16 protein-coding genes and 1 tRNA gene are annotated in these 16984 nt (G+C 65.5%); 8 read left to right on the forward strand and 9 right to left on the reverse strand.

Annotation, left to right across the window (positions count from 1 at the left end):
* Positions 1-5 precede the first annotated feature (5 nt).
* On the forward strand, positions 6-611 hold the full coding sequence (locus ACZ5YA_RS12000) for a hypothetical protein (protein WP_118934887.1): 606 nt from the start codon (positions 6-8) through the stop codon (positions 609-611).
* A gap of 51 nt (positions 612-662) precedes the next feature.
* Here ACZ5YA_RS12000 and ACZ5YA_RS12005 read toward each other — a convergent pair whose 3' ends face one another.
* The gene (locus ACZ5YA_RS12005; RefSeq protein ID WP_464092574.1) at positions 663-1052 is read right to left on the reverse strand and encodes an OsmC family protein; all 390 of its coding nucleotides are present in this window, start codon (positions 1050-1052) and stop codon (positions 663-665) included.
* 396 nt (positions 1053-1448) lie between these two features.
* Here ACZ5YA_RS12005 and ACZ5YA_RS12010 point away from each other — a divergent pair, with 396 nt between their 5' ends.
* From ACZ5YA_RS12010 to ACZ5YA_RS12020, 3 genes are read left to right on the forward strand one after another with little or no spacing between them, the layout of a single operon-like run.
* Positions 1449-1922 (forward strand): (2Fe-2S)-binding protein, encoded by a 474-nt coding sequence (locus ACZ5YA_RS12010; protein WP_059371839.1) that lies wholly within the window; start codon positions 1449-1451, stop codon positions 1920-1922.
* Entirely contained in the window at positions 1919-4210 is a 2292-nt protein-coding gene (locus ACZ5YA_RS12015; protein WP_464092575.1) for a xanthine dehydrogenase family protein molybdopterin-binding subunit, read from the forward strand. The genes ACZ5YA_RS12010 and ACZ5YA_RS12015 overlap by 4 nt, the downstream gene beginning before the upstream one ends.
* 2 nt (positions 4211-4212) lie before the next feature.
* Positions 4213-5253 (forward strand): XdhC family protein, encoded by a 1041-nt coding sequence (locus ACZ5YA_RS12020; protein WP_464092576.1) that lies wholly within the window; start codon positions 4213-4215, stop codon positions 5251-5253.
* A gap of 304 nt (positions 5254-5557) precedes the next feature.
* Here the strand turns inward: ACZ5YA_RS12020 and ACZ5YA_RS12025 are convergent, their stop codons facing one another.
* A complete protein-coding gene (locus ACZ5YA_RS12025) occupies positions 5558-6523 on the reverse strand; it encodes a Bug family tripartite tricarboxylate transporter substrate binding protein (RefSeq protein WP_059371836.1) in 966 nt (321 codons plus the stop codon).
* A 147-nt stretch (positions 6524-6670) separates the two neighbouring features.
* On the opposite strand from ACZ5YA_RS12025, the gene ACZ5YA_RS12030 reads away from it, so the two are divergent.
* The 4 genes from ACZ5YA_RS12030 (at position 6671) to ACZ5YA_RS12045 (ending at position 11585) form a co-directional block, all read left to right on the forward strand.
* Positions 6671-7627: a helix-turn-helix domain-containing protein gene (locus ACZ5YA_RS12030; protein ID WP_280015172.1), complete on the forward strand. Its 957-nt coding sequence runs from the start codon at positions 6671-6673 to the stop codon at positions 7625-7627.
* Positions 7628-7734: 107 nt separating this feature from the next.
* On the forward strand, positions 7735-9102 hold the full coding sequence (gene glcF / locus ACZ5YA_RS12035) for a glycolate oxidase subunit GlcF (RefSeq protein ID WP_464092577.1): 1368 nt from the start codon (positions 7735-7737) through the stop codon (positions 9100-9102).
* 7 nt (positions 9103-9109) lie between these two features.
* Positions 9110-10636, forward strand: a complete 1527-nt coding sequence (locus ACZ5YA_RS12040) for an FAD-binding oxidoreductase (protein ID WP_059371833.1) — start codon at positions 9110-9112, stop codon at positions 10634-10636.
* Positions 10637-11084: 448 nt separating this feature from the next.
* A complete protein-coding gene (locus ACZ5YA_RS12045) occupies positions 11085-11585 on the forward strand; it encodes an acyloxyacyl hydrolase (RefSeq protein ID WP_373429139.1) in 501 nt (166 codons plus the stop codon).
* Between the two features lie 208 nt (positions 11586-11793).
* Here ACZ5YA_RS12045 and ACZ5YA_RS12050 read toward each other — a convergent pair.
* The 7 genes from ACZ5YA_RS12050 to ACZ5YA_RS12080 all read right to left on the reverse strand — a co-directional run bounded on the left by ACZ5YA_RS12050 (position 11794) and on the right by ACZ5YA_RS12080 (position 16939).
* Positions 11794-11870: transfer RNA gene (locus ACZ5YA_RS12050), tRNA-Arg, on the reverse strand.
* 95 nt (positions 11871-11965) lie between these two features.
* Positions 11966-12550: a helix-turn-helix domain-containing protein gene (locus ACZ5YA_RS12055; protein WP_042794587.1), complete on the reverse strand. Its 585-nt coding sequence runs from the start codon at positions 12548-12550 to the stop codon at positions 11966-11968.
* A 12-nt stretch (positions 12551-12562) separates the two neighbouring features.
* Complete coding sequence (locus tag ACZ5YA_RS12060; protein ID WP_464092849.1) at positions 12563-13855, reverse strand: NAD(P)/FAD-dependent oxidoreductase; 1293 nt, start codon at positions 13853-13855, stop codon at positions 12563-12565.
* Between the two features lie 11 nt (positions 13856-13866).
* Positions 13867-14556, reverse strand: a complete 690-nt coding sequence (locus ACZ5YA_RS12065; RefSeq protein WP_059371832.1) for an amino acid ABC transporter permease — start codon at positions 14554-14556, stop codon at positions 13867-13869.
* Between the two features lie 2 nt (positions 14557-14558).
* Positions 14559-15251 (reverse strand): amino acid ABC transporter permease, encoded by a 693-nt coding sequence (locus ACZ5YA_RS12070; protein WP_059371831.1) that lies wholly within the window; start codon positions 15249-15251, stop codon positions 14559-14561.
* A 4-nt stretch (positions 15252-15255) separates the two neighbouring features.
* Complete coding sequence (locus ACZ5YA_RS12075; protein ID WP_059371830.1) at positions 15256-16047, reverse strand: ABC transporter substrate-binding protein; 792 nt, start codon at positions 16045-16047, stop codon at positions 15256-15258.
* Between the two features lie 142 nt (positions 16048-16189).
* Positions 16190-16939, reverse strand: coding sequence for an amino acid ABC transporter ATP-binding protein (locus tag ACZ5YA_RS12080; protein ID WP_059371829.1), 750 nt, complete (start codon positions 16937-16939; stop codon positions 16190-16192).
* Positions 16940-16984 lie beyond the last annotated feature (45 nt).

Here is a 16984-nt window from a genome sequence, read left to right on the forward strand (position 1 = left end):
GTACCGTGACCAAGCCCGCCCTATTGCTCGTTCTGGCAATCGCCTTGACGGGTTGCTCCAAGCAGGAAGAAACACCCTGGGAACGGCTTCAAGCCGCCACGCCGCAACTGCAGCTGGCCGCCAACACCCCGGAAGCGGCGGTGAAATCCTGGTGGCAGGTGCGCGACGCGCATGGCCGCTACACCGCCACCGCCTGCAAGGAACTGGTCGAGCTGTACCGCCCGTTCAACGCCGCCGAAGACTCCCTGAGCACCGCGCCGTTGCAAACCTGGCAGAACGCCGACCAGAAATGCAGCGTCGACACCTACGAGCGCAGCGTCGTCAACGTCGACGTCCAATCCGACACGCGCGCCTTCGTAGTCGCCCAGATCCGCAACACCACGCCCTCCACGCCCGGCTTTCCCGTGGACAACGACGAGCGCGACCGCAAGGAGCGAGGCGTGCGCATGCAGTACCTGCTGGAACGCGCCGACAAGACCCAGGACTGGAAGATCGCCCAGGTGTATGGCCGCAACCGCTATTGCGAAGTGACCCCGGTCAATGGCTGGTGTCCGCTGTACAACCGCGCGGCGGGGTCGGCGAATAGTTATGTGTTTGAGTTCAGCCAGTAGGTGAGGCGCGGGCAGAAGCGCGTTCTGCCCGCCTCCGGACGCGTATCCTCTTCAGGCCGTCAGGATTACAGCTGGCCGCACCCGCACCGTCTTGCCCAACGTGCGCGCGACCGGCGATGCCTGCACCGCCCCGCGAACCAGATCCTGCTGCGCCGCCGTCAGCGCCGCAGCGAAGCGCAAACTCACCTCGAATCCGGTTTCGTCATCCTGACGATCGATGGCCACCTGCACCGTCGCCTCGGGCAACGCAACGCCGGCGCGGTCCGCGGCCATGCCGATGGACATGCAGACACAGGCCGCGAGCGCGCTTTCAAGGAGTTCGTGCGGCCGCATGCCCGCGGCTCCTCCTTTGCCGTCTTTTTGCGTGTCGGAAAGCAGGACATTCCTGCCGTTCGTTACCTCGACGCCATAGGGCTCGCCCAGCCGTTTCGCCTTTACCATGCGGGTCTCCTGTCGAGAATGAAAGAGACGACAGGCTAGGCCTGGATCGGGGACCGGGGAAGGCCAGCGGAGATGCTGGTATGGGATGTGACAGGGTAGACGTCACTGCAACGCAACCGAAAAAATGGGGCTGCACGCGATCTGGCAGCACGGCTACACCGTGCTCACCGACGGGGCGGCCGAAGGCGTAACATCCTCGGGGCTGACCCTCGGCGATCCGAAGGAGCCGTTCGCGTCGGCTCTTGGCACCAGCTCTGGTTCGTCGCCCTTAAGTTCTGTCTGGAACAATTAGGCAGAATTATTGAATTTTTAGGCAGAATTCCGATTTGAAAAAATGATTCACTCACGGTTCAGGCAAGCTTTCGCCTGCCATGCCCGCCCACCAAGGATTCCTCCATGACCCAACTTCAAATCAATGGCCAGGCCAAGGATATCGACGTCCCCGGCGAAACGCCCCTGCTCTGGACCTTACGGGATGAACTCGGCATGACCGGCACCAAATTCGGGTGCGGCATGGCGTTGTGCGGCGCCTGTACCGTGCACATGGACGGCGCGCCAATCCGGTCCTGTGTCACCCCGCTCTCCGCCGTGGCAGGCCACAGCATCACGACCATCGAAGGGGTAGAGGCGGATGCGGTCGGCCGGGCGGTGCAGCAAGCCTGGATAGAACAGAACGTTGCCCAATGCGGCTACTGCCAGGCGGGCCAGATTATGACGGCGGTAAGCCTGCTCAAGGTCTCGGCGCAGCCGACCGACCAAGACATCGAGGACGCCATGAGCGGCAATATCTGCCGTTGCGGCACCTATCCTCGCATCCGCGCAGCCATCCAGCAGGCGGCCAGGCTCCTCGCTCAGGGAGGCAAGCAATGACGCGCACCGCTCAACTTTCCCGGCGCGGCTTTTTGCAGGGCGCCCTGGGCGCGCTCACCCTGACGGTTACCGCCAGGGGTTTGATCACGGCAGCCTGGGCCGCCGAGTCCGCCACCCAGAAATACGGCGCTGACAGCATGCCCGGCGGCACCGTCGACGATCCGCTGGTTTTCGTCAGCATCGCCGCGGACGGCACCGTCACCATCGTCGCGCACCGCGCCGAAATGGGCACGGGCGTGCGCACCAGCCTGCCCATGGTGGTGGCCGACGAGATGGAAGCGCGCTGGGACCGCGTCAGGGTCATACAGGCGCAAGCCGATGAAGCGCGCTATGGCAACCAGAACGTGGATGGCTCGCGCAGCGTGCGGCACTTCCTGATGCCCATGCGACGCGTCGGTGCGGCCGCCCGCCAGATGCTCGAAGCAGCGGCGGCAGCGCGCTGGTCGGTTCCTGTGGCCGAGGTCAAAGCGGTGCAGCATGAAGTGCTGCACCAGCCCTCCGGGCGCCGGTTGACTTATGGCGAGTTGGCTGCGGACGCGGCCAAACAGCCGGTTCCCGCGGGCGATGCCCTCAAGCTCAAGGATCGGGCCGAGTTCCGCTATATCGGGAAGGAGCACGTGCGCCTGGTGGACCTGGAGGCCATCGGCAAGGGCCAGGCTAGCTACGGCATGGATATGCGCCTGCCCGGCATGGTCTATGCCGTCGTCGCACGTCCTCCTGTCGTCGGCGGCAAGCTGCGCCGTCTCGACAGCGCCAAGGCGCTGGCCGTACCCGGCGTGCTGAAGGTCGTCGAGATTCCACCGATGCAGGGGGCGCCCGCGTTCCAGCCCCTGGGCGGCGTCGCAATCGTCGCGCGCAACACCTGGGCGGCCCGCCAAGGCCGCGACGCGCTGCAAATCGAATGGGACGATGGCCCCAACGGCAGCTACGACTCAAGCGCCTACCGCCAGACGCTGGAATCGGCAGCGCGCAAGCCCGGCAAGACCATGCGCAGCCAGGGCGATGCCGCGCAAGCCTGGGCCAAGGCGCCCGAAGCCGAGCGCGTCGCCGCGGAGTACTACGTTCCCCATCTGGCCCATGCCTCGATGGAACCGCCAACGGCCACCGTCCGGATCAAGGATGGCCGCGCCGAGGTCTGGACGTCGATCCAGAACCCCATCGCCGCGCGCGACGCCGTCGCCGCCCGGCTGAAACTGGAGCCCGCCGACGTCGCGGTGAATGTCTTGCTGCTGGGCGGCGGGTTCGGCCGCAAGTCCAAGCCCGATTTCGTGGACGAGGCAGCCATCGTCGCCCGCGCCATGCCCGAAGGCACGCCAGTCAAGCTGGTGTGGACTCGCGAAGACGACATTCATCATGACTATCTGCATACCGTGTCGGTCGAACGCCTGGAGGCCGTTCTGGACAAGAACGGCCAAGTCCAGTCCTGGCTGCACCGCAGTGCCGCCCCCACCATCGCCTCCCTCTTTTCGGAAGGCGCCAAGGGCCAGCAGCTCTTCGAATCGGCCATGTCGGCCATCAACATGCCGTACCGCATTCCCAACGTCCGGGTGGAAACGGCCGAAGTGGAGGCCCATGCCCGTATTGGCTGGTTCCGCTCGGTAGCCAACATTCCGCACGCCTACGCTGCCCAGTGCTTCATCGCCGAGTTGGCCCACCGCGCGGGCAAGGACCCCAAGGATTTCGCGCTCGACCTCATCGGCCCGGCGCGCAGGATCGACCCGGGCACAATGGCCGACACTTGGAACTACTCAGAATCCCCCGAGCGCTATCCCTACGACACGGGCCGCCTGCGCGGCGTGATCGAAGCGGCCTGCAAAGGCGCGGAATGGGGCAGAACACTGCCCCAGGGCCACGGCCTCGGACTGGCATTCTGCTACAGCTTCATGAGCTACACCGCCACCGTGGTCGAGGTGGCCGTGGATGCAAAGGGAGAGGTGCGCGTGGTGGCCGTGGACATGGCGATGGACTGCGGGCCGCAAATCAACCCCGAACGCATCCGCGCGCAGATGGAAGGCGGCGCCATCATGGGCCTGGGACTTGCCCTTGCCAGCGAGATCACGTTCGAACGCGGCCGCGTGAAGCAGAGCAACTTCCACGACTATGAAGTGCTGCGCCACAATGCCTCGCCACGCGTGATCCGCACGCATCTGGTCAACGACGATCACACCCTGCCTCCTGGCGGCGTGGGCGAGCCCCCGGTGCCGCCCGTGGCGCCCGCGCTGTGCAATGCCATCTTTGCCGCCACCGGCAAGCGGATCCGCAGCCTGCCGGTGCGCAGGGTAGCCTAGGCATGGAGACGGTCGACGTCCGCGTGTTGCGCGAAGCCCGCGCCTGGCTGACGGACGGGCACAGGCTGCTGCTGGCCACGGTGGTCAAGACCTGGGGCTCCTCCCCGCGTCCCGTCGGCGCCATGATGGCGCTGCGCGAAGACGGACGCTGCGTCGGCTCTGTTTCGGGCGGGTGCATCGAAGACGACCTGATTCATCGATACACCCGCGCCTATGGCACAGGCGCCATCGCGCAAGGCGCGCCTGAACTGGTGCGCTACGGGATCGAAGCCGACGAAGCGCGCCGGTTCGGACTGCCTTGCGGCGGCACGCTGGAGCTGCTGCTGGAGTTCCAGCCGGACTACGAAACGCTGGATGCCCTGGTCCGGCGGCTCGAATCCGGCCAGTTGGTCCAGCGCACCGTTGACGTAGCCACCGGTGCGGTGACATTGGCGCCGGCCGCGACGCCCGCCACAGTGCAATTCGACGGCGCGACGCTTTGTTCCACGCTGGGGCCGCAGTACCGGATGCTGCTCATCGGCGCAGGCGCGTTGGCGGAATACCTGGCCACCATGGCCTTGTTCAACGACTTTGCCGTGACGATCTGCGATCCGCGCGGGGAACAAGTAGGCAGCTGGTCCGTGCCCGGCGTGCACATCACCCGGGAAATGCCCGATGACGCCGTGCTGGCCCTCGTCCCCGACACGCGCACCTGCATCGTCGCCTTGAGCCACGATCCCAAGCTGGACGATCTCGCGCTCCTGGAAGCGCTGCACAGCCCGGCGTTTTACGTGGGCGCCATCGGTTCACGCCGCAATACGGGCATCCGCAGGCAACGCTTCATGGAGCATTTCGGCGAAACCGCCGCATCCCTGGAACGGCTGCATGCGCCAGTCGGCATCCATATCGGCAGCAGGACGCCCGCGGAAATCGCGGTGAGCATCATGGCGGAGATACTTGCTGTCAAGAACGAGGTTGTATTGCCTGCCATCGTCGATGGTTCTTGCCGGGGGCTACCTGCAGCACACCGTCCCGTGGCGATGACCCAACCCCTGACGCCATGAGCATCGCGCCCTGGGTAGTAAAAGGGTAAATAAAAAGCTCCGTGCAAGATATAGCTCGGAGCACTCAGGTGTGTATGGCACACAACTGGACAGCAAGGAACTGATCAAATAGCTAGAGCGGTCCGGGTGGAAACTGGGAGGAGGTCAGCACCAGCAGTCCCCATAAGTGCCCCTGTATATCTTGCGGGATCATATAGGTCATCGAGTCAGCACCTATCACTCATAGCCGGCGGACGGCCAGCTTCCGCCTGTCGACAGTTGCAGTAAAGCAAAGGACAAATTCGGACAGGTCGGCTCCGCACACCTACTGCACTGGCGACAGGTTCGCCTCCTTGGCGGCCGCGGCATACATCGGAATCTCCCTGGCCATGGTGTCGGCCAGGACTTGCGGCGCGCTGCCTACGGGATCGATGCCCAGCTCCAGCAAGCGGTCGGCCACGGCGGGCTCTCTCACGGCGGCGGATACGGTGTTCTGCAACTTGTCGATGACGGCCTGCGGCGTGCCCGCCGGCGCGTACAGGGACGACCAGAACGACATTGCGAAATCCGGTGCGCCGGACTCCGCGACGGTGGGCACGTCGGGCAACAAGGTAAAACGCTTCGCCCCCGTGACGGCCAGCGCTTTCAGCCGGCCGCTGCGGATCTGGGGCAGCACGGCCGCGGTGTCGATCAGCGCAAAGTCGATCTCATTGGCCAACAAGGCCGCAACCACGGCGGAGTTCCCTTTGTAGTTGACCACCTCCGCTTCCAGGCCGACGCGCTTGGCGAAGAGTCCGGTGGCGAGCTGGAAGGAGTTGGCGCCCGAGCCTGCGAACAGCGGCTTGCCGCTATTCTTGCCCTGAGCAACCAGATCGGCCACCGAGCGCGCCGAGCTTTCAGCCTTGACGGTCAGGATCATGGGAATGTCCCCGACAAGGGAGATCGGCGCAAAATCGGCGACCGGGTCGTAGTCCAGGTTGTTGTAGATGGCCGGATTGACGGTCATGCCGCTGCTTGGCCCCACCAGCAAGGTGTAGCCGTCGGCCTCGGCCCGCTTGACGGCGCCGATGGCAATGGCGCCGCTGGCGCCCGGCCGGTTCTCCACGATGAAGGGCTGGCCCAGCCGGCGCTGCAACTGCTCGGCCATCAGGCGGGCCAGGATATCGTTGCCGCCGCCAGGCGCGAAGCCGACGATCATGCGCACGGGCCGCGCCGGATACTCTTGCGCCGCGACACTGAAAGCCGACAACGCGAGCACTGCACCTGCCCACAAAGATAGAAACCGTTTCATGCCACGCTCCATACGTTGAACTCAGTGCGCCGTTACTGGGGAATGCACGGATGGCCCATTCTCCCCTGCCTCGCTACATTGGGCACGACCCAACGTGCCAGCCGATGCCGCTGGCAGCGACAGCACGCAACGGACCCCGGAGCCGAAATGGCGCCTGAATGGCACAACTGGAGCACCCACGATCACGGCCAGCACGCCCTGGCGTTCTGGCAGGATGCGGTCTGCGCCGGTGTGCTCGACTCCGAATTCCGCGCCGAACCCGACGCCGGATTCGCAGGCACCATGTCCAGCCAGAACCGCGCGGGCGTCCGGCTCGTGAACTTCGCGAGTTCCCCGCACATGATTCGGCGTTCCCAGCGGCAAGTCAGCCGTCTCAATGGCGATCACATCATGCTCAGCCTGCAATTGCAGGGCAGCGCCTTGATGTCCCAGGGCGACGAGCAGTTGTGCCTGCGGCCCGGAGAATTCGGGCTGCTCGACACCGGATCCGCGTTCGACATCACGTTCCCGGAAACGACCTCGCGCCGGCTGGTCCTGTTGCCGCGCCACGCCTTGAGCGCGCGCGCCCCGGGCATGCGGCGGCTGCGCGCGCCGGCCAGCCTGCCGGCCGACATGCCGTTCGCGCCCGTGCTCACCGAAGCCATGCGCCTGCTGACCGATACGACGGTCAAACTGCAGGACCGCACCGTCGACACGCTGCTGGATGCCGTCATCGAGATCGTCTCGTTGCATTGCGCATCCCTGGCGGACGCCGCGGCGCCCCCGTCCACCGAACTGAGCTTCGTCGGCGTGAAGCGCCACATCGATACGGCGATCGCCAACCCGGACCTGTCGCCCGCGATGGTGGCCGCAGCCTGCCGCATATCGGTCCGCACCCTGCACCGCCTGTTCGCGCGGCATGCCGCCTCGTCGTTCGAAGCCTACGTGGTGCAGGCCCGCCTGACGCTCGCGCATGAGCTGCTGGCGGCTGGCAAGACCCGCACGGTCAGCGAGGCGGCCTTCGCCTGCGGCTTCAATAATCTCTCCCACTTCACGCGGCGCTTCTCCGAGCGATACGGCGAGTTGCCCGTAAATCTGCTCAAGCAAGGGCAGACCCGCGGCTGACTGACGCCGTGGGCGGCGTCCGCTGACGCGCTGAGCACAGCCCCGCGCAGCGCCTGGCGGCAGAATGAGCTTCATCCCGGCCCTGGCCGGCAAGCTTACGTCGCACCATGCCCAAGACCATCACCATTCACCGCCCCGATGCGGTCCGCGCCGCCGCCGAGAGCTGCGTGCATTTCGGCTTCTGCACCGCGGTCTGTCCTACCTACGTGCTCGATGGCGAAGAGCTGGATTCACCGCGCGGCCGGATCGCCCTGGCGCGCGAGATGCTGGACAGCGGCGCTGCGCCCAGCCCGGCCGCCGTGCGCCACCTGGACCGCTGCCTGTCGTGCCTCTCGTGCGAAACCACCTGCGCGGCCGGCGTCTCGTATCACGCCATCATCGACGGCGCGCGCGAGCATATCGAGAAGAGCAAGGTCCGCCCGCTGACGCAGCGCCTGCTGCGCTCGGCGCTGGCCCGGGTACTGACGACCCCCACGCTGCTGCGCCCCGCCGCGGCCGCGGGCCGGTTGCTACGCGGCGCCGCCGGCCGCCTGGGCGGGCCGTTGGGCGCGTTGGCCTCCCTATCCAGCGCCCCCGCACTCGCGGCGTTTGCGCCGCGCGCCGAAGCCGCTCCACAGCCGCCCGCCAACCCCACGCGCCGCGTGGCGCTGCTGGACGGCTGCGCCCAGTCGGTGCTCGGCGCCGAGATCAACGCCTCGGCCAAGCGCCTGCTCATACGCGCCGGCATCGCCGTCGTCGACGTGCCCGGCGTGCAATGCTGTGGCGCGCTCGAACTGCACATGGGACGGCGCGAGGCCGCCACCCGGCACATGGAACAGGCCGTCCGCAGCTGGTCGGCCGCGCTGCAGGCCGGGCATATCGACGCCATCATCAGCACCACCTCGGGCTGCGGTTCCGTTATCAAACGCTATGAGGAACTGCTTTCCGACCGCCCCGAACTGTCGGCGCAGGCGCGCCTCGTGGTCGAGGCCACCCAGGACATCGCGCAGATCACCGCCGGCCTGCCGTTGACATCCACCGGCTCGGCGTCAGGCCTGGCCGTTTCCTATCACGACTCCTGTTCACTCAAGCATGGCCTGAAGATCGAACGGCCGCCGCGCCGCGCGCTGGGCAAGCTGGACATGGAGGTGCGCGATATCGCGGAATCGCATCTGTGCTGCGGCTCGGCCGGGACCTACAACATCCTCGAGCCGGCCATCTCGGACCGCCTGGGACAACGCAAGGCGGCCCACGCCTCGGCCGGCCGGCCTGACGTGATCGCCGCCGGCAACATGGGATGCCTGGTGCAGATCTCGCGCTTCACGCCCGTACCAGTGGCGCACACGGTGCAGTTGCTGGACTGGGCCACCGGCGGCCCGCCGCCCCGCGGTCTCGAAAACTACCGGCCCAAGCCGCCGCAGGCGGCGGCCGACGCTCCAACGCCGGCGGTCACGCCGGTTCCGACAACCGCCGGCAGCGGCGATCTTCTGTGGTGAAAGACGTATGCCTTCCAATGACCCTATCGTAGATTTCGCCCATGCGGCGGCAGCCGAGCTTGGCGCGGACGCCATCGCGCTGGGTGACGACGTCCTCGGACGCTACGGCGAACACACCCTGCCCTGCGCCGATGTTCGCCCCGGCGCGGTCGCCTATCCGGACTCGACCGAGGCGGTGCAGACGCTGGTGCGCCTGGCCAACCGCTTCCGCGTCCAGCTCTATCCCATCAGTAATGGCCAGAACATCGGCCTGGGCACCCGCTCGCCCATCCGCCCTGGCCAGGTGGTGGTGGACCTGGGGCGACGCATGAACCGCATCCTGGAAGTGAACGAGACGCTGGGCTATTGCGTGCTCGAGCCCGGCGTGAGCTTTCGCGCCATGCACGACGAGCTGCAGCGCCGGGAAAGCAAGCTGATGATCTCGCCGACCGCGGGCCCGTCGCAGGGCAGCATCCTCGCGAACGCGCTGGACAAGGGCGGCGGCAGCGGCGCCTACGCCGATCATTTCGGCATGAGTTGCGGCATGGAGGTCGTGCTCGGCAATGGCGACGTGATCCGCACCGGCGACGGCAGCCTGGCCGGGTCCTCGCATCCCAACTGGCACGTCTCCAAATACAGCTTCGGCCCTACGCTGGACGGCCTGTTCTCCCAATCCAATTTCGGCATCGTCACCCGCGTAGGCATGTGGCTCATGCCTCGGCCGCCGCATATCGAACCCTTCTTTTTCACCTTCCCCGACGACGAAGATCTGGGGGAGATCGTCGAACGCATCCGTCCGCTGAAGCTCAGCAATTTCGTGCCGACGCTGATCCGCGCCACCAATGACCTGTATCTGCTGTCCTCGGCCGCCACCAACCCGGAATACGCGGCCAGCGGCGGCAAACGCTCGATGTCCGACGAGGGACGCGCCGCGCTGCGCAGGCAGTATGACCTGGGATCCTGGACGGTATCAGGCGCCGTGTACGGCGCCAGCCGTGCCGCCGTGCAACCCCAGATCGACCGCATCGCCCAGCACTTCCTGGCCTCGGGCAAGGGACGCCAGATTCCCATGGAGGAAGCCGAGGACATCGGCCCCCTGCACATCGCCATCAACTCCAACACCGGCGTGCCGACCGACAGCGAATTGAAGATGCTGGGCTGGCGCCCGGGCGGCGGCGCGATCTGGCTGTCGGCGGGCTCCCCCGTCGCCGGCGACATCGTCAACGCCCTGCAAACACAGGCGCGCCGCATTTGCCACGAGCACGGGCTGGAATACCTGCTGTCGAACGTTTGCGGCGCCCGCTTCGCCCGCGCCATCCACGCGATCATCTACAACCGGGAAGACGCCGACGAAACCGCGCGCGCCGACGCCTGCTACCGGGCGCTGGCCAGGCTGTTCGCCGATCGCGGCATTTTCGTGGGACGCGCGCCGACCATGTATCACGAGTTCCACCAGGCCCAGCGCATGCCTGAGCTGGTGCGTGCTTGCGCATCGATCAAGGCCGCCTTGGACCCGAATGGCGTGATCGCGCCAGGGAAGTACGGGATCGAATGAGGAGGGGCGTGTCCGGGGCGGCTGCGCTCCCGACGCCCGTGAGCCGCCGGCCGCGCGGGCTTGGGCGGCGGCTATCTGTAAGACGTTGAATTTTCGGGGGATGTTGGCGTAGCAGGAGGGGCTCGAACCCCCGACCCTGGGGACACAGATCCGAACGAGGAGTACGCACGTCAGACCCTTCCGAGACGACTCATTCAACAATACTCAAAACTTCACAGAACTTTATATTTCTTATTTGAACGATCTATACAGTGAAAGGGTAATTGGGCAGTACCACTTGAAAATCGGAATTGAGGGCGACTTTCACGCCGCTTCTAGGGCATTCATTCCGACGGACAAACTCTGCTCCTCCTCACCCTCCCTATCTCAACGCATGAACACCAACAGCAAAAAAACCATTAAGGCACAGTTTCACCTGCAACGGCTCTTGCCGGCGGTGCTCAGTCTAATGCTCGCAGGCATGGCCGACTCAGCACTGGCAGATACCAGTGGAACGCAGGGCGGTATTAGTGTTCACTACGGCGTAGGAAAGCAATACAAGCGCTACACACTGAACTATGAAGCAGCGTCGGTCTGGACTACCAAGTTCAGTGGGAACTGGGGGCGCCTGGATTTAACGCCCGAAATCGGCGTTTCCTACTGGACAGCCGATGGCTCTCGCTCGCCCAGTCAAGCCTGGCAATTTAGCGCGATCCCCATGTTCCGCTGGTGGACTACCGAACGCTTCTACATCGAAGCGGGCATTGGGGTCACAGCGCTTACTCGCACTCGGTTTGCAGACAAGAACATCGGATCTGCCTTCCAGTTTGGTGATCATATCGGTGCGGGTTTTCTACTCACGCGCCATGACCGCATTGGTCTGCGTCTTTCACACTTTTCCAATGCTGGCATCAAGCGACCGAACCCTGGTCTGGACACCTTGCAATTGACATATACGTATCAGTTTTGATCACAACGAAGATCCAAAACCGTGACCACGATGCGTATGATTTCGCCGCGCATGCGAACCCGGCGACGACGCACGAACACTACGACAGACGGGTGGTGAAGAAGGCCATCGCGCCAGAGTAAAGTTCCAACGCAGGCATTTTTATTTTGATAATTGCCTTGTTAACGGCTTTTGGCATTACACAATAGCTTGATTTACTTAGCTATTCTGGCGCGGCAGGAGGGGCTCGAACCCCCGACCTCAGGCTTAGAAGGCCCGTGCTCTATCCAGCTGAGCTACTGCCGCGCGGTGTGGTGATGGCCCGGAAAGGATCCGGGCGCCGCATTTTACCTTGTTGCGGGCGGCTTGGGCGGCCGGCCCGCAACACAGGCCTATAAACCCTACTCTTCGCCTATGTCCGCATGGGTCGACACCCACAGCACCAGGGCGTCGTCCGGACTCAGGCTGATCACGCGATGGCCCATGCGGCTGTCTATGTAGAAGCTTTCCCCGGCCTTCAGGCGGGCGGGCTCGTAGAACTCGGTGTAGAGCTCGACCTCGCCTTCCAGCACATAGACGAATTCCTCGCCGCGGTGGCGGCTCCAGTCGTGGAATTCGTCGAAGGAACGGGCCTTGACGCGGGTGTGGAAGGGCATCATGCGCTTGTGCGACAGCGCGGTGCACAGCAGGCGGTGGTCGTAGTACGGGGTTTCGTACTGGCGCCCTTCTCCCTGGCGGCTGAGGCTGCGGCGTCCGGTGCCCATGTGGGCATCGGACGCGGTGAAGAGCTCGGCCACGTCCAGCTCCAGGCCCGCCGCGATCTTGATCAGGTTGTCATAGGTGGGCGACAGCAGGCTGTTTTCGATCTTGGACAACGTGGACGCGGACACGCCGGTGGCCGCGGCCGCCTGCTTCAAGGTCCACGCCCGCGCCTGGCGCAAGGCTCGCAGCCGCTGTGCCAACACGCTTTGTTTGTTGCCTTCCATCTATGCACCCTGTCATGCCCGCGACCGCCGCTCCCGCCACCAGTCGCGCGCCTGGTAAGACCAATAAGTAAGTTGCACCGCTGCCGTGCCGAGACCGCCGCCGTTCCAGGCCAGCCCGAACGGCGCGTACAGCTTGTAGCGCTGGGTGTCGCCCGCGATCCCTTCGGCGACGACCCGGCCGCCGATCGACGCCGTGTTCATGCCGTGTCCGCCGAACGCCGTGCAGTACCAGACATCCGGCGAGAGCTGGCCGATCTGCGGCATCAGATGCCGCGCGTAGGCCATGCGTCCCGACCACGCCGTTTCCACGCGCAGTCCCTGCAATTGGGGATAGACGGAGAGGAGTTCGCGGCGCAGCGACTCCGCCAGGTCGGGCGGGTCGTCGACACGGGTGGTGATTCTACTGCCCCAGCCGATGCGCCCGCCATCGAGCACGCGGTAATAGTTGCCGGCGCGCCGGTCGTCGCCGATGGCGGCGGTGGTGCGTATGGCTTCCTGCACCCGGTCGCCCAGCGGCTCGGTCAGCATGATGTAGGTGGCGATGGGCAGCATCGCGCGGCGCAGCGCAGGCACCACGTCCTCGGTGTAGCCGCCGGTGGCCAGTACCACGGTGCGGGCGTCGATCTGGCCATGCTCCGTTTTCAGGCGCTTGACCGCGCCGTCCAGCGACGCCTGCACAACAGGCGAGTCTTCGTGGATGCGCACACCCAGGCGCGCGCATTCGCGGGCCAGCGCGCGGGCGTAGTTCAGCGGGTGGAAGTGGAAGGACGTGGGGTCCTCCACGCCCTGGAAGTAAACGTCGGACAGCAGGCGTTCGCGGACCTGGCCGCGGCTCAGCAGACGCACGTCGCGGCCAAAGTCGCGTTGCTGGCTGTCGCACCACTGCCGCAGGGCGTCGGTCGCCTCGTAGCGCACCACGCGCAGCCGGCCGTCGACCTTGCGGGCTTCGGTGATGTCCAGGTCGCGGATGTTGTTGCGGATGATCTCCACGCCTTCCATCGACAGGCGGTAGAGCTTGCGGTAGTGGTCTTCGTCGACGTGCTTTCTGATGGCGTCGGCCCCGGCGGAGTATGCCGGCGAGACGGAGCCGCCGTTGCGACCGGACGCGCCCCAGGCGATGCGCCGCCCCTCCAGCAAGATGACGTCGCGGCCGCGGCGGGCCAGCTCCAACGCGGCGGACAAGCCGGCCATTCCGGCCCCCACCACGCAGACGTCGGTGCTGGCCGCGCCGGACAGCGGCGCATAACGGGTGTCGCCGTCGGCCAGCGTGCGCTTGTAGTAGGTGTCGATGTACTCGGAAGCCATGGTGGTCGGCATCAGTTCAGGCCCGCGCCTTGCAAGCCGCCGGTCAAGCGCTTTTCCAGCCAGTTGGCCAGTCGCAGCAGCGGGTAGCAGTAGATGAAGTAGATGGCGGCGATCATGCCGTAGATGAATAGCGACTTGGCCGGAAAGGTGATGATGAAGACCTCGCCCTGCCGCGTCAGTTCGGTGATGCCCACCACGGACAGGATGGCCGTGCTTTTGATCAGCATGACGTAGACGCCGCTCATGGGCTGCACGATCAGGCGCATGGCCTGCGGCAGGATGACCAGGCGCAGGATCTGGAACGGCCGCAGACCCAGCGTCATCGCGCCTTCGGTCTGGCCGCGCGGCACGGCCTGGATCGCGCCCATGACGATTTCGGCGACATAGCAGGACGTGTAGACCGACAGCGACACGAAGGCGGCGGTGCCGGAATCCCAATGCAGCATCTCGATGCCCGAGCTGGGCAGCACGAAATAGAAGATGTAGAGCTGCACCAGGAACGGCGTACCGCGCAGGATGTGGATGTACAGGCCCAGCAGCTGGTGCACGCCGCGGATGCGGTAGCTGCGGATCACGCCGATCACGAAGCCCAGCAGGGACCCCGCGATGATGGCCACGAAGGAGATCTTCAAGGTCTCCCAGAAGCCCTTCAGCAGGAACGGCAGCACCACGCCGGCAGTGGAAATATAGGAATCCAGCATGCTTACCTCGCGTTCCAGGCGGGACCCGCCAGCCAGATGCTCACGCCGCGCGACAGCAGCAGCATGCAGGCATAGATCAGCAGATAGCCGGCCGCGATGGTCAGGAAGCTTTCGTTGGGCACGATGCGGTCGCTGTTCATCTGCACGCCGGCCGCGACCAGTTCGAATACCGTGATCAGCGACAGCAGCGAGGTGTCCTTGATCAGCACGGCGGTCTGGCCCAAGAGCGGCGGCAAGGTATTGGCGAAGGCTTGCGGCAGCACCACGTAGCGCAGCCGCTGGCGGTAGTTCATGCCGCAGGCCTTGGCGCCTTCGATCTGGCCGCGCGGCACGGATTCGATGCCCACGCGGATGATTTCGCTCATGTAGGCCGCATGGTGCAGCGTCATGGCGAGGATGCCCAGCAACATCTCGCTCCAGCCCTTGGCGCCCGGCACCAGCATGGGCACCGCGTAGTAGACCAGGTAGATCTGCACCAGCAAGGGCGTGGAACGGATGAATTGCACATAGGCCGCCACCGGCCGCCAGACGGCGGCGCGGGGCGACATATGGGCAAGCGCCAACGGGATGCCGGCCAGCACCGACAGCACCAGGCTTGCGCCCGCCGCGATCAGGGTGTTGGCCAGGCCGGTGGCGAACTGGCCGGTGTACTGGCTGACGATGCGCCAGTTATAGAAGTCGAGCAGCCAGTCCATGGGCTCAGTGGTCTTTCTTCCAGTCGGTGGAGTACCAGTACTTCACCTGTTCTGGCAGCGTGTTGTCGGCCGTCTTCAGCGTCTGCCAGTTGTCCAGCCAGAACTTCAGGCGGAAGGCGTTGGGACCGACGGCGAAGGCCAGCGGTTCGCGCACCATGATGCCGTCCAGCACGCGCAGGTTGCCGAAGTCGACCAGGAACTGGTTGGCCGTGGACAGCGACATGATGCCGGCGTCCAGGCGGCCGCTGGACAGGGCCTGCCCGACCGGCGCGCTGCCGCCGGAGAATTCCTTCATGGTGGCCTTGGGCAGCATCTTCTTGCCCACTTCCGCATAGGTGCTGGCGCCCAGCACGCCCACGGTCACGCCGTCCTTGTTGAGTTCCTCGTACGATTTGTAGGGTGAATCTTTGGGCACCACGGCCACGGTGTCGGCGTAGAACATGGGGGTGGAGAACAGCACCTGCGCGGCGCGCTGCGGGGTCGGCGTCATGTCGGCAGCGACCATGTCGGCCTTGCCGGACAAGAGCGCCGGGATCAGGCCCTTCCACTCGTAATCCTGCAGCACCAGCTTCACGCCCAGGTCGTCGGCCATGCGCTTGGCCACTTCCACGGCCAGGCCGGTGCGCTTGCCGCTCTTGTCCATGAAGCTCATCAGCGGCCCCGAGGTCTGCACCGCGACGCGCAGCTCGCCGCGCTTGAGGATGTCGGCCAGTTCGTCGGCCTGCGCGGGCAAGGCGACGGTGGCGGCCGCCAGGGCGATGCCGGCCACGCCCAGCCATTGTTTGATTTTCAGCATTTCCTACCCCTTGTGGTGAATGGACTCACGTCATTCCGGGCAAAGCACAGTGCGCCGGCAGCGCCCGGATCAGCCGGACCGGCCCTGGTTACCGCCGGGCGCCGCGCATGCGGACGACCCGTTGCTTCCTTGCTGCTAGGAACTACAGAATCTTTTCCAGGAAGGCGCGGGTGCGCGCTTCCCTGGGGTGGCCGAACACCTCGTCCGGCGTGCCCATTTCCACGATGCGGCCCGCGTCCATGAAGAGTGCGCGGTCGCCCACATCGCGCGCAAAGCCCATCTCATGGGTCACCACCGCCATGGTCATGCCGTCGCGCGCCAATGCGCGCATCAGTTCGAGTATGCCGCCCACGGTTTCGGGGTCGAGCGCCGACGTGGCCTCGTCGAACAGCATCAGTTTGGGGTCCATGGCCAGTGCGCGCGCGATCGCCACGCGCTGCTGCTGGCCGCCGGAGAGCTGGCTGGGATAGCGCGCGCCGTATTCGCCCATGCCGACGCGGCCCAGCAATTCGCGGGCATAGCGTTCCGCGTCGGCGCGGGAGCGCCCGCGCACCACCCGCTGGGGTAGCGCGACATTGTCCAGCGCAGTACGGTGTTGGAACAGGTTGAAGTGCTGGAACACCATGCCGACTTCGGTGCGCCAGCGGTTGACATCGGTGGCCGGGTCGGTAAGCGACACGCCGTCCACGCGGATGGCGCCGCTGTCGATGCTTTCCAGGCCGTTGAGCGTGCGCAGCAAGGTGCTCTTGCCGGATCCGGACGGACCGACCACCACCATGACCTCGCCGCGGCCGAGCTCGCAGTCGATGCCGTCCAACGCCAGATGCGGGGCCTGCCCGTCGCGTTGATAGGTCTTGGTGACTGCCTGGACTACCAGCAGAGGTTCCGCCACGGATCCACCTTCGTATGAGTGCTGCCTTGGTTAAAAAGGTTTCGC

The organism is Achromobacter sp. JCM 18799 (assembly GCF_055395645.1).